The organism is Nonomuraea sp. B1E8 (assembly GCF_039871515.1).
Taxonomy (GTDB): Bacteria; Actinomycetota; Actinomycetes; order Streptosporangiales; family Streptosporangiaceae; genus Nonomuraea.
The window spans coordinates 122,217-140,421 of sequence record NZ_JBDPLS010000007.1; the positions used below are offsets into that span (position 1 = coordinate 122,217).

Annotated in this window: 18 protein-coding genes; 8 read left to right on the forward strand and 10 right to left on the reverse strand. The window is 71.0% G+C overall.

Annotated features, from left to right (window positions below; genetic code table 11):
- The first annotated feature begins 269 nt into the window (after positions 1 to 269).
- A complete protein-coding gene (locus ABGA98_RS23705; protein WP_347620579.1) occupies positions 270 to 1,868 on the forward strand; it encodes a hypothetical protein in 1,599 nt (532 codons plus the stop codon).
- Between the two features lie 200 nt (positions 1,869 to 2,068).
- On the opposite strand, the gene ABGA98_RS23710 is transcribed toward ABGA98_RS23705, so the two are convergent.
- Positions 2,069 to 2,371: a hypothetical protein gene (locus ABGA98_RS23710; RefSeq protein ID WP_347620580.1), complete on the reverse strand. Its 303-nt coding sequence runs from the start codon at positions 2,369 to 2,371 to the stop codon at positions 2,069 to 2,071.
- A gap of 382 nt (positions 2,372 to 2,753) precedes the next feature.
- Positions 2,754 to 3,401 (reverse strand): winged helix-turn-helix transcriptional regulator, encoded by a 648-nt coding sequence (locus ABGA98_RS23715; RefSeq protein WP_347620581.1) that lies wholly within the window; start codon positions 3,399 to 3,401, stop codon positions 2,754 to 2,756.
- Positions 3,402 to 3,509: 108 nt separating this feature from the next.
- Between ABGA98_RS23715 and ABGA98_RS23720 the strand changes: the two genes are divergently transcribed.
- Positions 3,510 to 3,719: a DUF4287 domain-containing protein gene (locus ABGA98_RS23720; protein WP_347620582.1), complete on the forward strand. Its 210-nt coding sequence runs from the start codon at positions 3,510 to 3,512 to the stop codon at positions 3,717 to 3,719.
- A 226-nt stretch (positions 3,720 to 3,945) separates the two neighbouring features.
- On the opposite strand, the gene ABGA98_RS23725 is transcribed toward ABGA98_RS23720, so the two are convergent.
- Positions 3,946 to 5,325 (reverse strand): VCBS repeat-containing protein, encoded by a 1,380-nt coding sequence (locus ABGA98_RS23725; RefSeq protein WP_347620583.1) that lies wholly within the window; start codon positions 5,323 to 5,325, stop codon positions 3,946 to 3,948.
- A gap of 40 nt (positions 5,326 to 5,365) precedes the next feature.
- Between ABGA98_RS23725 and ABGA98_RS23730 the strand changes: the two genes are divergently transcribed.
- Complete coding sequence (locus ABGA98_RS23730) at positions 5,366 to 5,527, forward strand: hypothetical protein (RefSeq protein ID WP_347620584.1); 162 nt, start codon at positions 5,366 to 5,368, stop codon at positions 5,525 to 5,527.
- Between the two features lie 26 nt (positions 5,528 to 5,553).
- On the opposite strand, the gene ABGA98_RS23735 is transcribed toward ABGA98_RS23730, so the two are convergent.
- The 5 genes from ABGA98_RS23735 to ABGA98_RS23755 form a co-directional block, all read right to left on the reverse strand.
- Entirely contained in the window at positions 5,554 to 6,357 is an 804-nt protein-coding gene (locus ABGA98_RS23735; protein WP_347620585.1) for an ABC transporter permease, read from the reverse strand.
- Complete coding sequence (locus ABGA98_RS23740) at positions 6,354 to 7,319, reverse strand: ATP-binding cassette domain-containing protein (protein ID WP_347620586.1); 966 nt, start codon at positions 7,317 to 7,319, stop codon at positions 6,354 to 6,356. Before ABGA98_RS23740 ends, ABGA98_RS23735 begins: the two co-directional genes overlap by 4 nt.
- Before the next feature lie 18 nt (positions 7,320 to 7,337).
- Positions 7,338 to 8,276: a DUF4097 family beta strand repeat-containing protein gene (locus ABGA98_RS23745; protein WP_347620587.1), complete on the reverse strand. Its 939-nt coding sequence runs from the start codon at positions 8,274 to 8,276 to the stop codon at positions 7,338 to 7,340.
- Positions 8,276 to 8,806 (reverse strand): hypothetical protein, encoded by a 531-nt coding sequence (locus ABGA98_RS23750; RefSeq protein ID WP_347620588.1) that lies wholly within the window; start codon positions 8,804 to 8,806, stop codon positions 8,276 to 8,278. Before ABGA98_RS23750 ends, ABGA98_RS23745 begins: the two co-directional genes overlap by 1 nt.
- A 106-nt stretch (positions 8,807 to 8,912) precedes the next feature.
- Entirely contained in the window at positions 8,913 to 9,374 is a 462-nt protein-coding gene (locus tag ABGA98_RS23755; RefSeq protein WP_347620589.1) for an Lrp/AsnC family transcriptional regulator, read from the reverse strand.
- A gap of 93 nt (positions 9,375 to 9,467) precedes the next feature.
- Between ABGA98_RS23755 and ABGA98_RS23760 the strand changes: the two genes are divergently transcribed.
- Complete coding sequence (locus ABGA98_RS23760; RefSeq protein ID WP_347620590.1) at positions 9,468 to 10,358, forward strand: PhzF family phenazine biosynthesis protein; 891 nt, start codon at positions 9,468 to 9,470, stop codon at positions 10,356 to 10,358.
- A 118-nt stretch (positions 10,359 to 10,476) separates the two neighbouring features.
- Here the strand turns inward: ABGA98_RS23760 and ABGA98_RS23765 are convergent, their stop codons facing one another.
- Complete coding sequence (locus ABGA98_RS23765) at positions 10,477 to 11,610, reverse strand: LacI family DNA-binding transcriptional regulator (RefSeq protein WP_347620591.1); 1,134 nt, start codon at positions 11,608 to 11,610, stop codon at positions 10,477 to 10,479.
- A gap of 146 nt (positions 11,611 to 11,756) precedes the next feature.
- Here ABGA98_RS23765 and ABGA98_RS23770 point away from each other — a divergent pair, with 146 nt between their 5' ends.
- The 4 genes from ABGA98_RS23770 (at position 11,757) to ABGA98_RS23785 (ending at position 16,147) form a co-directional block, all read left to right on the forward strand.
- Positions 11,757 to 13,118 (forward strand): hypothetical protein, encoded by a 1,362-nt coding sequence (locus tag ABGA98_RS23770; RefSeq protein ID WP_347620592.1) that lies wholly within the window; start codon positions 11,757 to 11,759, stop codon positions 13,116 to 13,118.
- Positions 13,119 to 13,183: 65 nt separating this feature from the next.
- Positions 13,184 to 14,038 carry a sugar ABC transporter permease gene (locus ABGA98_RS23775; protein ID WP_347620593.1) on the forward strand — a complete coding sequence of 285 codons (855 nt, stop codon included), beginning with the start codon at positions 13,184 to 13,186 and terminating at the stop codon, positions 14,036 to 14,038.
- Positions 14,035 to 14,859 (forward strand): carbohydrate ABC transporter permease, encoded by an 825-nt coding sequence (locus ABGA98_RS23780; RefSeq protein ID WP_347620594.1) that lies wholly within the window; start codon positions 14,035 to 14,037, stop codon positions 14,857 to 14,859. Before ABGA98_RS23775 ends, ABGA98_RS23780 begins: the two co-directional genes overlap by 4 nt.
- Before the next feature lie 118 nt (positions 14,860 to 14,977).
- Complete coding sequence (locus tag ABGA98_RS23785; protein ID WP_347620595.1) at positions 14,978 to 16,147, forward strand: glycoside hydrolase family 68 protein; 1,170 nt, start codon at positions 14,978 to 14,980, stop codon at positions 16,145 to 16,147.
- Positions 16,148 to 16,221: 74 nt separating this feature from the next.
- On the opposite strand, the gene ABGA98_RS23790 is transcribed toward ABGA98_RS23785, so the two are convergent.
- On the reverse strand, positions 16,222 to 17,856 hold the full coding sequence (locus ABGA98_RS23790; RefSeq protein ID WP_347620596.1) for a ricin-type beta-trefoil lectin domain protein: 1,635 nt from the start codon (positions 17,854 to 17,856) through the stop codon (positions 16,222 to 16,224).
- Positions 17,857 to 18,205: the final 349 nt, after the last annotated feature.

The following is an 18,205-nucleotide window of genomic DNA, read 5'->3' on the forward strand; positions in this document are numbered from 1 at the left end:
CGGCCGAGGGGGAGACGCCGCGGCGCGACGTCGGACGTCTCGTCCGGGTGTCAGCCTGCGAAGCTCCGGCGACCGATCGTACGCCCGGCGCGGAAGAGCCGCTCCGGCCAGGTGGTCACACGAGCCTGTGGGCGAGAGGCCGCCGGGTCCGGGTGATCAGCGCCGCCACGGTCGCCAGCGCGCCCGTCGGACGCGCCGAGGTGGAGCGCGACCTGCGGTATCTGCCGGACGGGGGTGAGTGTCACCCGGTTCCGCTACGGTGATCCGCCATGGATGATCGCTTCCCCCCGGCCGAGGACGTCCTGGTCCTCTCTGAGCCCCTGCGCCGAGATCTGCACCCCCGGCGGGGCGGCGCGCTCCCCGCGGAACCGGGCTACTGGGCGCTGGGCGAGGTCGCGCCGAGCGACACCGTCGACCCCGGCGCCGCAAACGTGGCAGCGAAGCTGACCGAGAAGCACCACGGCCGCATCGAAGCCGTGCTGTCGGCGGGCAGGAGCGACAAGGCCCTGGTCGCGCACGCGCGGGCATACCTCAGCGGCGCTGACGACCCCGCCGGGGCGGCGGCGATCGCATCGATCGTCGACCGCCTGGAGAACGGGAGTGAGACGCCGCGAACCTTCACCGACGGGTGGATCGCCTCCCTCGGGCTCGCCTTCGCCGCCTGCGCGCTCGCCGAACTGAGCGGCATCGCCTCCTCGACGGAAGACCTGCGCCCGCTGGACTCCCTTGGGCAGGTCGACCCGGTGAGCCTGCGCCGGGTGCGGGGGCTGCTGGCCTTCTGCCCCGAGGAGGAGTATCGGCGGGCGGTGGAACGCCTGGCCGCGCACCGCGGCACCCGCTCGCGGCGGTTCGTCGTCTCCTACTTGGTGCCCACCCGGCACGACTGGGTGGACGAGTGCTGCGCCGACCCGCCGTCCGCCGAGTGGGGCTCGAACGCCTTCTACCGCGAACGACTGTGGGCGTCGGTGAGCACGCCTCGGCACCTCGAACTGCTCGGCTGGAGACTGGAGGACACCGACTTCGACGCGTTCACGTACGGGATGCGCGCCACGATGGCCGACGGCTTGGGCCCGGCGGCCGCCCCGGTCCTGGTCGACGCCTGGGATCGGCTCAGGATCTACAAGCCGTGGCGGGAGCAGTTCGTGGAGCTGATCTCCCTGATTCCGAGCGACGAGGCGTTCAAGCTGCTGCTGGAGCGGTACGAGCGGGAGTTCGCGCGTGAGTACACGCTCGCGATGATGGAGCGCTTCCCCGTGCGGGCGGCGCGGGTGCTGACCGCGGTGGCCGCGAGCGACTCGACGTCGGCGCTCCTTGCCTCCGGGCTGCTTCGCATGCATCTCAAGGCGCATCCGGAGCTGCCCGGGCCGGACCCGGCGCCGCGGGTCCCGGACGCGCCCGGCGAGGACGTCCCGGCGGTGCTGACCACGCCGGGGCGGGCGGCCCGGCCGCCCGCGTACGCCGATCCCGATGTCCTGCCGCAGGTGCTGCTCGAGGGCGGCGGCCGGGCCCTGCCCGCCGACGCGACCAGGAGGCTCGTCGCGCTGGCCAAGAAGCCGGACGAGCGGCTGGACACGGTCCGCGAGGCCTGCGACCGGCGCTCGCTGGCCGACCTGGGCTGGGCGCTGTTCCTGCACGGCGACGCCTGGGCGCTGCCCGCGCTGGGATGGCTCGGCGACGGCCGGACGGCCCGCGACCTGGCCGCCCTAATCCCCGGCTGGGTGGCACGGGGCACCAGGGCCCGCGCGGTGAAGGCTGTCGACGCCATCGCCCGGATCGGCACCGCGGAGGCGCTGGAGGTGCTGGACGAACTGGCGGAGACGGTCCCGGACCACGCGGTCCGGGACGCTGCGGCGAGGGCGCGCCCGTAACCACGCAGGTGCACCCGAGACGTGCACGTCCCGGTTGTCGTCGAAGTCAGCCGGCAGGCCGGCTTCCGGGGTGCGCCAGATTTTGCCGCCCTCGGCCCAGCTCTTCCGTCGGCGGATCGCCTTGCGCAGCGCCACCAGCACGCACAGCTCGTGCGGGATGCGCTCGTACGTGGTGGGCGGCCCTTACCGGGCGTGGCGGGTCAGCAGGTGTCTGCTCCGTCGAAGGTGCGAGGGCCCCGAGCGACCTGGGAGTAGATGGTGTGTCCCGGGTCGACGGTGTGGCAGGCGCCGTCGGTGCCGCGCGCCCACTTGATCTTCAGCCGTAGCCGGCGGTCGCAGTCGTTGCGCGCGTATCCCTTCTTGGTGAAGGTGCCCGTCGTCTGCCAGACGGCCACGCACGAGGGGGCGTTGCCCGCCGGCGCGGCGGCGGTGGCCGTAGGTGCCGCGGCGAAGGCGCCGGCGAGGGTGAGGGCGGTGAGGGCGGCTCTGGTGATGTGTCGCATGAGGTGGTGCTCCTATCTTCGTTCGCTGTAGGGGGTCCGTGTCAGCGGGGCAGGGACGCGGCAGGCACAGAAGCGAAGATCTCAGATAGGTCATGGCCTGGGCATGGCCGGGCGGCACAGCGTCTGACCTGCTGTTTTGGGGGTGTCGTCGGTAACGTTTCTGAGGCGTCGCAGAGAATGCGGGCGCACGTGGTCAAAAGACCAAGATCGCCCGCTCCCGAACCGCGAACGGCCCCGCTCGAGAGCCGCCCGCCGGTCCGGTGCGGCGGAAGGAGGCGTACCTCGAAAGGGCTTCCGCCGGTCGGGCATCCACGTGACCCACGGCCGGGTGCGGGCGGGGCCGGCGGCGGCCACCTCATCGGCGTCGCCGCGGGGTGGCCGGTCAGAACTGGAAGGTCTCGGCGAACCGGTGGAGAAGCTCGGGATCGCCCTCCACCCGCACGCTGCCGTCGGCCAGGGCCTGACCGGAGGTCTTGGCGCCGGTCATCAGGGCGTGGATGCCCTGATCGGACACCCTCTCGACGACGAGGTCCGGGGCGGGATGCGGGCCGATGCCGACCGTCAGGGCGCCATCGGTGATCTGCAGGCGGAGGGTGAAGCCGCCCATACGGACCTCGTAGCCGATGGTCGAGTCCCGGGCTGCGTCCGGCCGGTAGGTGGTGCGAAAGGCCATGGCCACCGACTCGGCGGTGACGATCTCGCCGGGGCGGGGCTCGGTCATCGTCCGGGCGCCCCAGCGGCCGAGCGCGATCAGCGCCGGTTGGAGCTGGAGCCCGTAGCCGGTGAGCTCGTAGACGACCGCGCGCTCGGGGTGGGGCAGCGCGCGACGGACGGCCAGACCCGCCTCTTCGAGCTGTTTGAGACGGGCCGCGAGGATGTTGGTCGGGATGGCGGGCAGGCCCTTGCGCAGGTCGGTGTAGCGCTGGGGCCCCGACAGCAGGTTGCGGACGATCAGCAGGGTCCAGCGCTCGCCGACCATCTCCAGCGCACGGGCCAGGCCGCAGAACTGGCCGTATTCACGAGCCGTCATGCTGCGGATCCTACCGCTTACTTGGGTTGACAAAGCATGCTTGTAAAAGACAAGCTTGCTGCATTCGGCGACCCTGCCATCCATTCACGAACGCGAAGGACGCCCGTCATGACCGCCCCCGCCAGAGGCAACCCCGCCAGCTACTTTCCCGCCATCGAGAAGAAGTACGGTCGCCCGGTCCAGGAATGGATCGATCTCATCGATTCCTCGCCCCTCACCAAGCACATGGAGCTGGTCTCCTGGCTCAAGGCCGAACACGGCCTCGGCCACGGTCACGCCAACGCCCTCGTCGCCCACACCCTCGACGGCAGAAAGTAGGCCTCAAGGGCCCTCATGAGCACCGGCCTGCTCGAGCCGGTCCCCGCCGAGATCGAAGGCGGCGATGTGTGATCTCCACGAGCCCGATGAGCAGGACGTTGCGCCTGGCACGTCGACAGGCTGCGCGAGGGGCTGCTGCGTGTTGACCTACGGGCGGCCCCGAGCCCGTCCGTCAGTGCTCGAGTTGTGAGCTCCACAGGTCCCGCCGCGGGAACGGCTCGCCCCGCTATTGCCGCACGCCCATCTCTCCGTTCCGCCCCTCAGCCTCGCTGCCTCCCAGGTCGAAGGTCTGCCGGGTGCTGCCCTCGGCGTCGAGCCGCCAGAAGCGGGCGAAGTTCAGGCCGCCACGCCAGACGCGGAGCAACTCGTCCGTGCCGTCGCCGTCGTAGTCGGCCACGGCCCAGGTCTTCACGGTGCCGCGCTGCCACTGCTTGAGGGGCTTGCCGGCGGAGGTCCGGTCGGGTCCGCCGTGGGTGGCGGCCAGGCCGGGGCGGCGCAGGCCTTGCGGGGAGCCGGTGAGGATCTCGGCCTTGCCGGTGATGGTGGCGCTCTTGCCGGTGACCTCGCCGGAGACGAGGTCGTCCCGGCCGTCGCCGTTCAGGTCGCCGGAGGCCAGGCTGCCCCGCAGGCCGGTGAGGATCTGCGGTTCGCGGTCGCGGCCGTAGACGACGCGGGTGATGCCGTCGACGGACGGTGCCTCCGTATCGCTGCCGGGCTCGTTGTTGCGTGCCCCGCTGTCGCCGATCGCCACGTCGCGGCGTCCGTCGCCGTCGAAGTCGCCGAACACGGCCGAGCTGCCCGTGGCCACCTCGCGGAGGTCTTCGCCGGTCAGGAGCCAGGCGTCGGCCTGCTCGCCGTCGTCGGGACCGTACAGGACCGCGCCGGACCCGCGCGGATCGGTGACCAGCTTGCCGGGCCATTCGCCTTCGGGGAGCGGGCGGCCCGTCTCGCGGGCCGGTTCGCCGGACCTGGTGAACGGGCCGTGGAGGAAGACGAGGCGGGAGCCGTCCGCGTCGCCTTCGCGCGACGTGGCCGCCAGGATGTCGATCGCGTCATCCCCGTCGAGGTCGGCCAGGCCCGAGCGGCTGCCGTACGGCAGAACGGTGGCCGGGCCCCGGCCGCCCCAGAAGATCATCAGTGACCGGTCCGGGATGACGACGTCGGCGCAACCGTCGCCGTCAAGATCCGCGAGCTGGGGGAGCACCTCACCCGTCATGCTCCCCTCGCCCGCGACGTACGCTGTGGACGGGTCGAGCCCGCGTGCCGATCCGTGCACCACCACGAGCCGACCCCGCTCCAGCGATTCGCCCGTCGCGCCCGTCCAGACGAAGGCGAGGTCGGCATACCCGTCGCCGTTCACATCGCCGTTCACATCGCCGTTCACATCGCCGGGCTCCGCATCCCCGGCGCACCGTGGCGGCGAAGGTGGCGAAGCGGCCGGGGTGACCGCGGCCGGAAAAGACGCGCCGGGCGACGGTGCGGGCCGCGACGGTGCGGGCCGCGACGGTGCGGGCCGCGACGGTGCGGGCCGCGACGGTGCTGGGCCGGAGGCGGCGCAGCCGGTGAGCGCCAGCGACACGAGCAGGACGCCGAGCTTTCTCGCCATGGCCGCTCACCTTACAGGGACGGACCGACGAGGCAGACGTATGCGCCGTCGGCGAGCCCAGCCTGCCGCCGGGACGGTGGCGTGGCGACCGGCGCTGGTGGTCATCACCCACCGGTCCCCGTCGGCGGAGCCGGGCGACCGGATGCTGGTCGTCGAGGACGGGCGGATGCGTCCCGCGACGTCGTACGAGTGGGCGCCCTGATCCGCGCCTGCCGACGACGTCGTGGTTCATCGGCTGACGGCCCTGTTGTACAGCCGCGTCGCCAGCGGCACGAACACGGCCAGGAGCAGGACCGACCACAGCAGCGACACCGGCACCGCGTGCCGCAGCGGCCAGGCACCGGGCGCGGGGATGGCCGGGCTGGTGTTCCCGAACAGCTCGCGTGCGGCCTGGACGAGCGTGGAGACCGGGTTCCACTCGGCGATCGGCTTCAGCGGTCCGGGCAGCCGCGCGCTGTCGACGAAGGCGTTGGACAGGAACACCAGCGGGAGCGACACGATGGTGGCGACGTTGTTGAAGACCTCGGGCGTGCGCAGGGCCAGCGCGACCGTGGCCGTCACCCAGGAGAAGGCGTACGCGAACAGCAGCAGCATCAGGAACCCGAGGGCGGCCTCCGCCGGCGAGCTGTGGATGCGCCACCCGGCGAGCAGCCCGACCAGTGTCATGGTGACGATGCTGGTCAGGTTCATGATGACATCGCTGACGGTCTGGCCGGTGAGCACCGCCGAGGGCGACATCGGCAGCGTCCTGAACCGGTCGAAGATGCCCTTCTGCAGGTCCTGCGTCAGCGTGTAGCCGGTGATCTGCGCGCTCGTGGTGATCGTCATGACGAAGATCCCGGGGAGCAGGTATTCCGCGTACGACATGCCGGGCAGGCTGATCATGCTGCCGAAGACGTAGGTGAACAGCAGCACGAACACGATCGGGAGGATGACCACGCCGCCCAGCAGGTCGGGAGCTCTGCGGATCTTCAGGGCGTTGCGCCTGGCGATCGTCATGCCGTCGGCGGCTGCCATCTGCAGGGCGTTCATCGGAGGCTCTCCTTGGTCTTCCCGTCGGGCTGGTGCCCGGTGAGGCTCAGGAACACGTCGTCCAGGGTCGGCCGGCGCAGGCCGGCATCGCGTACGGTGATCCGCTCGTCGGCCAGGCGGCCGAGTGCCCGGGTCAGCGTGGCCGCGCCGCCGGCCACCGGGAACGTCACCCGCAGGGCGGCGGCGTCGACCTGCATCTCCCCGAGGGCCAGCGGCGCCAGCGTTGCGGCGGCGGTCTCCAGGTTCGCCGCGTTCGTCACCGACAGCTGGATCCGGTCGCCGCCGACCTGGTCCTTCAGCTCGTCGGCGGTGCCGAGCGCGATCACGCGCCCGCGGTCGACCACGGCGATGCGGTCGGCGAGCCGGTCGGCCTCCTCCAGGTACTGGGTGGTGAGCAGCACCGTCGTGCCCCCGGCGACGAGCTCGGCGATGACGTCCCACAGGCCGATCCTGGCCCGGGGGTCGAGGCCGGTGGTGGGCTCGTCGAGGAACAGGACGGGCGGGTTGGCGACCAGGGCTCCGGCCAGGTCGAGGCGGCGCCGCATGCCGCCGGAGTAGCCCTGCACGGGGCGCTCGGCCGCGTCGGCCAGGTCGAAGCGCTCCAGCAGCTCGCGGGCGCGCTGCCGGCTGCGCCTGGTGCCCAGGTGGTAGAGGCGGCCGACCATCTCCAGGTTCTCGGCGCCGGTGAGGTGGTCGTCGACGGCGGCGTACTGGCCGGAGGCGCCGATGCGGGCGCGGAGCCGGCGCGCGTCGCGGACGACGTCGCATCCGGCCACCGTGGCGTGCCCCGCGTCCGGCTTGAGCAGCGTGGTGAGGATGCGCACCGTGGTGGTCTTGCCGGCGCCGTTCGGGCCGAGCAGCCCGAACACCGTTCCCTCGGGAACGGTCAGGTCCATCCCGTCGAGGGCGGCCACGTCGCCGTACTTCTTGGTCAGTCCCTCGGCCACGATCGCGTCAGGCATGAGAATCTCCCCGGTTGGTCAGGAACGGTGGATGACGATGTCGCCGTGGGTGGTGTGGGCGCGCACCTCGACGACCTGGTCCGTCTCGGCGGGGGCGTCGCCGGGGTCGAGGGAGACGTCCACGGTGCCGTACGTGGAGCTCACGTCCAGCCAGGCGGCGGTGCCGTCGCGGATGCCGAGATCCAGGCCGCCGCCGGTGGTCTCCATGGTGATCGAGCCGGACACCACCTCGCCGATCTCCACGCCGGCGTACGCGGTCCTGACGGTGACGCCGGCCAGGGCGCGGTCCACGGTCATGTCGCCGTGGGCGCTGTTCAGCCGCAGGTCGCCGGTCACCTCGCGGAGGCGGACGTCGCCGTGGGAGGTCCTGATTGCGGCGGTGCCGTCGATCTCGCCGATGTGGATGCCACCGTGGGTCGTGGTGACCTCGGCGTGCCCGGTCGCGCGGGTGACCGAGATGTCGCCGTAGGTGCTCTTCAGCCGTAGCCGGCCGGCCCGCTCGATCCGGATGTCTCCATGCGAGGTGCTGATCGTCACCTCGCCGAGCGATCCCCGGCACAGGACGGCCGCCGCCGTCCTGGCATCCAGGCGGGAGCCGGCCGGCAGGTCGATCGTCACGTCGACCGAGCCAGGGCCGTGCAGCAGCGAACGTGCCCAGCTCGCGGGCGACTCGACGAGCTCGTCGAGCGAAAGGCCCCAGCCGGAGGCCGAGCCGGCATGCTCCTTGCCGGTCCGTACGAGGAGCCTGCCGCCGGCGTACTCGGCCTCGGTGTGCTCGGCGGCTCGCACGTCGGCGTCGTTGAGCCGGTCGCTCGGGCGGACGTCGACGACCGTGTCGGTGCGGTCGCTCGCGTTGACCCGGATGGTGGCGGCCGGCAGGTCGATGACGGCGGAGATGGGTTCGGGGGTGTCGAAGGTCGGCACGGCGGTCCCCTTGTCGTGGGTCGGCATGGTCATCAGCGCACCCAGCCGCTGTAGCGGTTGCCGCTCCGCTGCGCCGGGCGCCGGCCGGAGCGGCGATCGGCGTCACCGGGATCGAGTGCGGCGGAAACGGCGCGGACGAGCCAGGCGTTGACCGACAGCCCGTCCCGGTTGGCCGCCTCCTCGATCCGCGGCTTGAGGTGCTCGGGGACCCGGAGTGAGATCCGGGACGTGCCGCCGTCGTCGGCGTCGGGGGGCGGCAACGGGGCGGGCGGCCTGCCGGTCTGCCCGGTCTCGCCTTCCTCCGCGAACGAACGGGCGTCCGGCGGTGGCGTCACGACGAAAGCGGGGTCGCGCCCGCGCAGGCGCACGTCGACAGAGCCTGGTGCGAGGTCCTGGGTGATCTCGTCCGCGGCGGCTGACAGAGCGTCCAGCAGCGCGAGCCGGGCGGCCGATTCGAGCGTCGCGGCGAGACGTTCGGCCAGGGCACGAGCTTCCTCGCCGCCCGCTCCCGCGGCGATCGCGAGCTCGCGGCGGAGGTGATCGACGTACGGCGCAAGGTCCATGACGTCATGATGGCACCATTATGGCGTCATGGCAACGGATGAAGGGGCCACTCTGGCGTCATGGCGCGGGGCAGCCGTGTACGAGCGGGCGCGACCAGCGCCGCAGTCACGTGAGCAGGGGGATGGGGCGGTCGACGACCATCTCGTAGACCAGGTCGGTGGTGATGGAGCCGACACGGGCGAGTTCGGAGGTGATCTGCTCGAGGTCGCCCATGCCGGTGGCGACGATCTCCATCACGTAGCAGGACTCTCCCGTGACGCGCAGGCAGCGCACGATCTGCGGCCGGTCGGCCAGGATGGCCTTGACCTTGTCGTAGAGGGAACCGTGGACCTTCATCCGGACGATCGCGCGCAGGGTGTAGCCCAGGGCTTCGGGCTCGACGCGGGCCCGGTAGCCCGCGATGACCCCCTGCTCCTCCAACGCGCGCAGCCGGATCCGCGTGGCGGAGACACTGAGCTGGATGATCTCGGCGAGCCTGGCCAGGGTCGCGCGTCCGTCGGTCTGGACGGCGGCGATCAGGGCACGGTCCACGTCATCCAGTGGCCTGACGTCTGGTGTGTTCGTCATTGGTGCAGCATCCCGCATATTCTGCGCTGATATCCCTGGTAGTCGAACGATTCGGGGTGTGAACCGCGATCCGGGCTTTCTAGCGTTGTCCTCATGACGACTACGACACCGTTCTTCTTCATCGACGTCTTCGCCGAGCGCCCGCTGACCGGCAACCCGCTGGCACTGGTGCCCGACGCGGACCACCTGACGGTGAACCAGATGCGCGACATCGCCCGCGAGTTCAACCAGTCCGAGACCACCTTCCTGCTGCGGCCCGCCCTGCCGGGCGCCGCGTGGCGGCTGCGGTCGTTCACCCCGATCGGCGCCGAGGTCGACGGGGCCGGCCACAACGCGCTCGGCGCCTGGCTGTGGCTCGCCGACCAGGGGCTGACCGGGGACGAACCGTCACGGACGCTGATGCAGGAAATAGGCGGGGACGTGCTGCCGGTGGAGGTGGTCCGCCGGCCCGGGCGCGACGTCCGCATCGTGATGGAGCAGTCGGCGCCCGTGTTCGGGCCCGTGGTCGAGGACGCACGGCGCCTCCTCGCCGCGCTCGGACTGGAGCCCGGGGACCTGCCCGCCGATGGGCAGGCACAGGTCGTCTCCACGGGAGTGGCTCACTTGCTCGTCCCGCTGGTCGACCGACCTGCTGTCGACCGCGCCGCCGCCGACAGCAGGGTCCTGGCCGCGATCCTGGCCGAGGTGGGCGCCGAAGGCTGCTACGTCTACACCACCGCACCCGGGGAGCCCGAAGCGGACGCCTACAGCCGCTTCTTCAATCCCACCGTGGGCATCGTCGAGGACCCGGCCACCGGCACGGCCGCGGGTCCGCTCGCCGCCCTGCTCACGCGTACCCAACGGGTCGGTGGCGGTCTGGTCGTCATCGAGCAGGGCCACCGGCTCGGGCGGCCCAGCCGCATCCAGCTCGAGGTCGACGGCGACCGGGTGCGGATCTCCGGGTCCGGGATTGTCACGGGCCGCGGAGAGCTCCGGCTCGCATGAACACCGCCCCCGCCTTGCAGACGCCGGGGTAGTCGCCGAGCAGTCGCCCTTCCTAAAAGCGGACAGCGCCGTGGGCGAGCCATCTGGTGTTCCGGCTGGAGCGCTGCATCCGGGGTCGTCAGCCGGCGGACTCCACTCCGGGTGGCGGCGCGATGGACTCGCGGCTGCGCAGGGGCATCGGCACCCGATGCACCTCGCCGACCCGGTCAGGGCCGACCCGGTCAGGGCCGACCCGGTCAGGGCCGACCCGGTCAGGGCCGACCCGGTCAGGGCCGGCGTGGTCGCGGCCGATCTCCGTGAACAGCACGTCGACGGCCCTGCGGCCGAGCTCGTCGTGGGGGAGCGCCACGCTCGTCAGCTTGGGCCGGATCCATGAGGCGATGGGGTGGTCGTCGAAGGAGACGACGGACACGTCGCCGGGCACCGCCAGCCCGGCATCGTCGAGTGCCTGGTAGGCGCCCATGGCGATCCGGTCGTTGAAGCAGATCAGCGCCCGCGGCCGGGTGGCGCCCAGCAGGTCGCGGGTCGCGGCGAAACCGTGCTCCGGCTGCCAGTCAGGGCAGGTTCGAGCGCCCGCCACCTCGACCCCCGCCGCGCCGAGCGCCTCACGGATGCCGATGAGCCGTTCCACCGCCGCGACGCTCTCCCGGGGGACGTCACGCAGGCCGGGACCGGCGCCGATCAGGTAGATGCCCTCGCGGTGGCCGGCGTCGAGCAGGGCGCGGGCGGCGGTGCGGCCGGCCTCGACCTCGTCAGGGAGGACGGCGGGCAGGGGAGTGGGCTGCTCGGGCAGCGCGTTGAGCAGGACGGCGGGCACCGCCGTGATCGCCTTGGGCACCTTGATGGTCCTGGTGAACATGGAGGCCAGGATGAGGCCGTCGACCTGGCGGTCCTGCATGGCCTGGAGCAGGAGGCGTTCGAGCTCGGCGTCGCCCTCGGTCTCCCCGATGAACAGCATGAAGCCGCGGTCGCGGGCCGCTTCCAGCGCTCCCTTGATCATGTCGCCGGCAAGCCGCGAGGTGGCGACGGTATCGGAGACGAAGCCGATCGTCCGGCTGGTGCCCGTACGCAGGCCCACGGAGACGATGTTCGGCCGGTACTGCAACCTCTCGGCGGCTCGCAGCACCCGCTGCTCGACGTCCTGAGAGATCCGCAGCTCACGGCCACGGCCCGACAACACGAGCGAGGCGGTCGTGCGGGAGACACCGGCGGCCTTGGCCACATCGGCCAGCGTGACCCGTCGTGGGCTCACCCAGGACCTCCGACCGTCAAGAGTGGGTTGCGGGGGGTTGACATCGTACGACGCACGTGGTGAGACTACGGGCGCTAACCCGATTTAGCAACGAACTCGGGACGTCAGCCGGGTGCCGATCGTCCCAAGCAGCAGAGGAGATGCACATGGCTCGTCGAGTCCGCCCCGGCACGTCCGGCGCCGCGCTCATGATCGCCATGGGAACGCTGGCCGCCGCCTGCTCGGCCCCCGGCGGCAACAGCCCGCAGCCGCAGGCCACCGGCGCCTCACCGGTGTCCACGGCGCCCACCTGCGGCACGGCGCCGATCACGATGAGCGGCTACTTCGAGACCGGCTTTCCGCTGCCCAAGGCGCTGACCACGGAGTTCACCAAGCAGCACCCGAACGTCACATGGAACATCCGCGAGGACCAGTTCGCGGTCATCACGCAGAACGCGCCCCGCGTGCTGGCGGACAACCCGCCCGATCTCATGCGCCTGCCCCAGGTCTCCGAGCTGGTCAAGGACAACCTGCTGAAGAACCTCGACGGCTACGCGCAGGCCTTCGGCTGGGACAAGTGGCCGGCCTCGCAGCTCGAACAGCTGCGCCTGGGCCAGGGCGGCCGCCCGCGCGGGGAGGGCTCCCTGTACGCCCTGGGCCTCAACATGAGCATGACCGGCCTCTTCTACAACAAGAAGCTCGCCGCCCAGGTCGGGATGTCCGCGCCGCCCGCCACCCTGGCGGAGCTCGACGAGGTGCTGGACAAGGCCAAGAAGGCGGGCATCACGCCCATCGTCCAGTTCAACGGCGGCGCCACCGGAGGCCTGGCGTTCCCGCTGCAGAACCTCATGGCCTCCTACGGCCCGGCCGCCCCGATCAACGACTGGATCTTCCAGAAGCCGGGCGCCACCATCGACACCCCGCCGAACCTGCGGGCCGCCCAGCACCTGGAGCGGTGGATCAAGGCCGGTTATTTCCAGAAGGACGTCAACGCGGTCGACTACGCCACCATGATGAGCCGCTTCATCGACGGGCAGGGCCTGTTCATGTTCAACGGCGACTGGGAGTCGGGCAACCTCGACAAGCAGATGGCGGGCAACGCCGGCTTCTCCCTGATGCCACCCGCACAGAAGGGCGGCGAACTCGCCACCATGTCGGCGCCCCTCACCTTCGGTATCGCCGCGAACGCCAAGAACGCCGGCTGCGCCGCCTTCTTCCTCAACTGGGTGGCCACCGACCAGCGGGCCCGCGAGATCGGCGTCGAGGTCGGCGGATCACGTCCGATGGGACCGGCCGATGCGTACATGCCGACCGTGGCGAAGGACAAGGTCACCGCGAGCACGCTGGCCGCCGGGGCGGACATCGCCGAGGACAACGGCGCCATGGATTTCATCGCCAACGCCACCGGCGCCATCTACGCCAAGAGCTGGACGCCGAACCTGCAGAAGCTGGTGGCCGGGCAGCAGACCCCGCAGGGGTTGCTGACATCGGTCCAGGCCGACTACGCAGGCCAGCTCGAAGGGAACTGACCGCGGTGATGGCCCGGTCCGCGCACCGGCGGCAGGCCGCGGCCAAGCTGCGAGGTACGCGCGGCTTGACCGGGTGGCTGTTCGTCCTCCCGGCGCTCGCCTTCTACGCGGTGTTCGTCCTGCGCCCGATCGCCCTGACGTTCCAGTACTCGCTGTACGAATGGGACGGCATCGGACCGTCCACCTGGGTGGGGGCGGCCAACTACGGCAGGGTCTTCACCGACCCCGACCTGTTCGACTCCCTGGTCAACGCCTTCGAGCTGATCGTGTTCTTCAGCGCGATCCCGGTCGTGCTGGGCCTGGCCATCGCCGCGACCATCCGGCGCATCGCCCAGAGCCGGCTGGCCCTCGTCGCGCGTACCGTGCTGTTCCTGCCCCAGGTCATCCCGCTGGTCGCGGCCGGCATCGCGTGGAGCTGGCTGCTGGCCTCCACCGGAGTGATCAACCAGCTGCTCTCGCTCATCGGCCTCGGCGGGGTGACCCGGGCCTGGCTGGGCGACTTCGCCACCGCCCTGCCGGCGGTCGGCATGATCGGCGCGTGGGTGCTGCTCGGCCTCTGCACGCTGCTGCTCCTCGCCGGCATGAGCAAGATCGATCCGGCACTGTACGAGGCCGCCCGCCTCGACGGCGCAGGCCCGTGGCGCGAGTTCGTCTCCATCACGGTCCCCAGCCTCCGCCAGGAGATCGCCGTCTGCGTCACCGTGACCGTGATCGCCGCCCTGGCCGGCTTCGACATCATCTACATCGCCACCCAGGGCGGCCCCGGCAACACCACCATGGTGCCCGGCCTGCAGATCTACTACCTGGCCTTCTCCGACCGCGAGGTCGGCACGGCCTCGGCCCTGGCCATGGTGCTCATGCTCCTCGTGATCGCCTGCGCCCTGCCCATCCAGTGGTTCGCGAAGGACGGCAATCGATGATCACCGCCTGGCGGGAGGCCTGGACCGGCAGGCTGCTGCTCGTCCTCATGATGGCGATCACGCTGCTGCCGTTCCTCAGCCTGTTCGTCACCGCCCTGCACCCCTCGGGCACCTACCCGCCGGGGCTGGCCTGGCCGAGCGATCCGCAGTGGGGCAACTTCCTGCGCGCCTTCGAGGCCGCGAACATGGGCGAGCTGCTGAAGTCGAGCGTCCTCATCGTGCTCGGCGTGGTGCCGATCTCGATCCTGCTGGGCACGATGGCCGGCTTCGCGGTCGGCCACCTGCGCGTGATCGGCGCTCGCGTGGTCTTCCTGCTGTTCGTGCTCGGCCTGACCCTTCCCTTCGAGGGCATCATCACGCCGCTGTACTACCAGATCCGCGACATGGGGCTGCTCAACACGCGCTGGGCGATCATCCTGCCGCTCATCGGCCTGTTCATGCCGTTCAGCGTCTTCTGGATGCGCGCGCATTTCGTCAACATGCCCGGGGAACTGTCCGAGAGCGCCCGGATGGACGGCGCCAACGTGTGGCAGCTGTTCCGGCGTATCCACGTCCCCCTGGCCCTGCCGGCGATCTCGTCCCTGGGCATCCTGCTGTTCCTGTGGACCTGGAACCAGTTCCTGCTGGCCATCGTCCTCGTCGACGACCCCGCCCAGCGCACGATGTCCGGCGCGCTGGGCGCCTTCCAGGGCCAGTGGGGCACCGACATCCCGCTGCTGTGCGCCGGATCGCTGCTGATCCTGACCCCCACGCTGCTGGTCTTCCTCATCTTCCAGCGCCACTTCGTCAAGGCCCTGCTGCAGGGCTCCTTGAAGGGCTGACGGGACAACAACACGCGTGAAAGCAGAGGTCGTTCATGCTCCGAGAAGGACGGGCAGGCGCGGTGGCGCGCTCGGGAGTGCCCGGCTGGCTCGCCGCCGGCCGCGGGCGGGATGTCGCGTGAACGGCGCCCGGCCCGCGCTCTGGACCAGCCGGCACCTCGATCTGCTCGTGGAGAGCAGCCAGACCACGGCGCCCGTCATCGACCCGGCGGCCGTACCGCGGATCCTGCCGGAGCACGATCTGTGGGACCTGTGGCCGATCCAGGAGGAGGACGGCTCGACGGCTCTGATCGACGGCTGCGAACTGTGGATGGCGCTGTCGGCCCCCGCCGCCGGCCACCCCGAGGAACGCCACGACCAGGCCCGCATCCGCCTGCTCGCCAGAGACGGCGACGGGCGGTGGAGCGACCGCGGGCACGCCTTCGCAGACGGCGCCTCCCCGGGCAGCCGCGAGTGGTCGGGATCGGCGGTCCGCCGGCCGGACGGCACGGTGTCGGTGTTCTACACGGCCGCCGGGCGGCGCGGCGAAGCCCGGCCCACGTTCCGGCAGAGCGTCGTCGAGACCCGCCCCGCCCTGGTTACCGGCTGCGGGCGCATCCTGCTGGACGGGGACGCCGGGCACCGGGAGGTCCTCCGCCCGGACGGCCGCGTGTACCTGCCCGCCGAGGAGTCCCACGGGTCACCGGGGAACATCAGGGCGTTCCGCGACCCCGGCTGGTTTCGCGACCCGGCGGACGGGCGCGAGTACCTGCTGGTCGCCGCGTCCACCGCCTGGGCCGGCCGCTTCACCGGTGCGGTCGCCCTGGCCGGGCGGCGGGCCGGCGCCTGGTCCCTGCTGCCGCCCCTCGTCGTGGCCGAAGGCGTCAACCATGAGCTCGAACGACCGCACGTCGTCGTGCACCGATCGTCGTACTACCTCTTCTTCTCCACCCAGCGCCACACCTTCCATCCGGCAGGGCGCGCGCCCACCGGGTTGTACGGCTTCGCCGCGCCCAGCCTCACGGGACCGTACGAACCGCTCAACGGATCCGGGCTCGTGATCCAGAATCCCCGCGCCGAACCGGATCAGGCCTACGCCTGGCTGGTCCTGCCCGACCTGCGCGTGGTGAGCTTCGCCAACTACCGGTCGGAGCCGGGCGTGGAGATCCGGCAGGCGGCGGCCACGCGGGCGCGGGCCAGCTTCGGCGGCACCCTCGCGCCGACGCTCCGACTCACCCTGAACGGAACGACCACGTCTGTCATCCCGGGCTCCGAAAGCTCCGGCAGCGGATCGGCGGGTGGCTGCTGACCGGCCGCACCGGGGTGATCAGGCCAGGTCGGTGGGTCCGGGCCCGGCGATGCCGCGGTCCTGCGAACGGCCCTTCACGCGCGGGTCCAGCGCTGGTTGGGCGCGCCGGTGCAGGTCCAGATCTGGAGCCTGGTGCCGTTGGCCGTGGCGTTGCCTGTCACGTCCAGGCATTTGCCCGCCCCGACGGCGGTGATGCTTCCGTCGGCGTTGAAGCGCCATTGCTGGTTGCTCTGACCGTTGCAGTCCCAGATGATGACGCCGGTGCCGTCGGCGGTGGCAGCGTTGTTGACGTCCAGGCACTTGTTGCCGTAGACGCGTAGCTCACCAGCGGTGGTGGAGGTCCACTGCTGGTTGTTCTGGTCGTGGCAGTCCCAGATCACCACGTGGGTGCCGTTGGCCTGGGATGCGCCGGACACGTCGAGACACCTCCCCGAGCCGACACCCTGGATCCGGGTGGTGGGCGGCGAGGAGGTGCCGCCGCTGACCCGGAACACGACGGTGCCGTGGGGCGGGACGCTCACCGAGATGTTTCCGGTCGTCGTGGTGACGGCGTCCGTCCAGGCGTCACGGAGTGTGAACGCGGCACCGGTCAGGCCGATGGCGGACGCGGTGGTGCTGATCGTGGTGGTGCTGCCGCCCTGATTGAACAGAGCGACCGCGACGTCGCCGTCGCTCAGCCGCTTGGCCAGGACGCGGCGGGTTCCGTCGTTGCCGACCTGGGTGGCCTGGAGGCCGAGCGGATCCTGGTTGATGGCGATCAGATTCCGGTTCTTCATGATCGTCGCGGTCGCGTTGTCCATGTTCCGGACGTCGTTCCCGGCGATCAGAGGGGCGGCCATGACGGCCCAGAGGGCGAAGTGGCTGCGCATCTCGGTGTCGTTCATGCCGCCCCGGCCGACGACCATCATGTCGGGGTCGTTGAACTGCCCTGGCCGGGCGTTGCCCGCGAGAGGGACGTTGACGTCGACGATGTTCTGGATGCCCATCGGGTAGCCGTTGGTCTGGCCCGTGTTCCAGGCGTTGGTGATGTCCTCGGTCGTGCGCCAGATGTTGGCGACGTCGCCCCAGTTGCGCTGTGGACCGGTCTTCTCGTGAATGCTGTTGGAATTGATGCTGTAGAGGATGGGCCGGCCCGTCGCCGCCAGCGAGTCCCGCATCTTGGCGAAGGTGCGTACCTGGTCGTCGATGGTGCCGGTGGGCGAGCACCAGTCGTACTTGAGGTAGTCGACGCCCCAGGCGGCGAACTGCCGGGCGTCCTGGACCTCGTGCCCGAGGCTGCCGGTCGCGCCCGGATAGGCGCCGAAGTACTGGGCGCAGGTCCGGTCCAGCGGCGCCTGGTAGAGGCCGAACTTCAGGCCTCTGGCGTGCAGGTAGTCGCCGAGCGCCTTCATGCCGCTCGGGAACCGCGACAGGTTGGCCTGGAGGTTGCCGGCCGAGTCGCGGCTGGGATCGAACCAGCAGTCGTCGACCACGACGTACTCGTATCCCAGGTCGCGCATGCCGGAGCCGACGAGCGCGTCGGCCGTCTGCTTGATCAGCGTTTCGTTGATGTTGCAGCCGAAGGTGTTCCAGGTGTTCCAGCCCATCGGCGGGGTACGGCCCACGCCGTTGTCCAGCGCCTGCGCCGGAAGGGCCGAGCCGGCCGCCGCGGCGCCCGTCGTCAGGGCCAGCAGCACAGTGACGGTGAAGGCGAGTCGTTTCCTGCTCATCGATGTCTCTCCTCAGTCCAGCCGTGCATGTCGACTGTCCGCACGGTGCCGAGCCGCATGGTTAGCGTTAACATTTAGTGGATGCATGGGGCCTGTTCCGGTGAGTGCGTTCGTCGCGGAGTACATCCGACGGCCCTACCTGGCGTCAACGAGGGGCGGACCCTGCCGGCCTGGGCGTTGTTGTCGCCAACGCCTTCTCGCCTGGAGTTACGCCTCCATGGAGGATCGTGTCGCGCCCAAGCCCAGGTGAAAGTTTCACGGAAAAAGCCGCTATGGCAGCAGTTAACTTGCGACAGGCTCGACGTTAGATTGCTGCCCGTATCGCGCTCATACCGGGCGTACCGGCCCG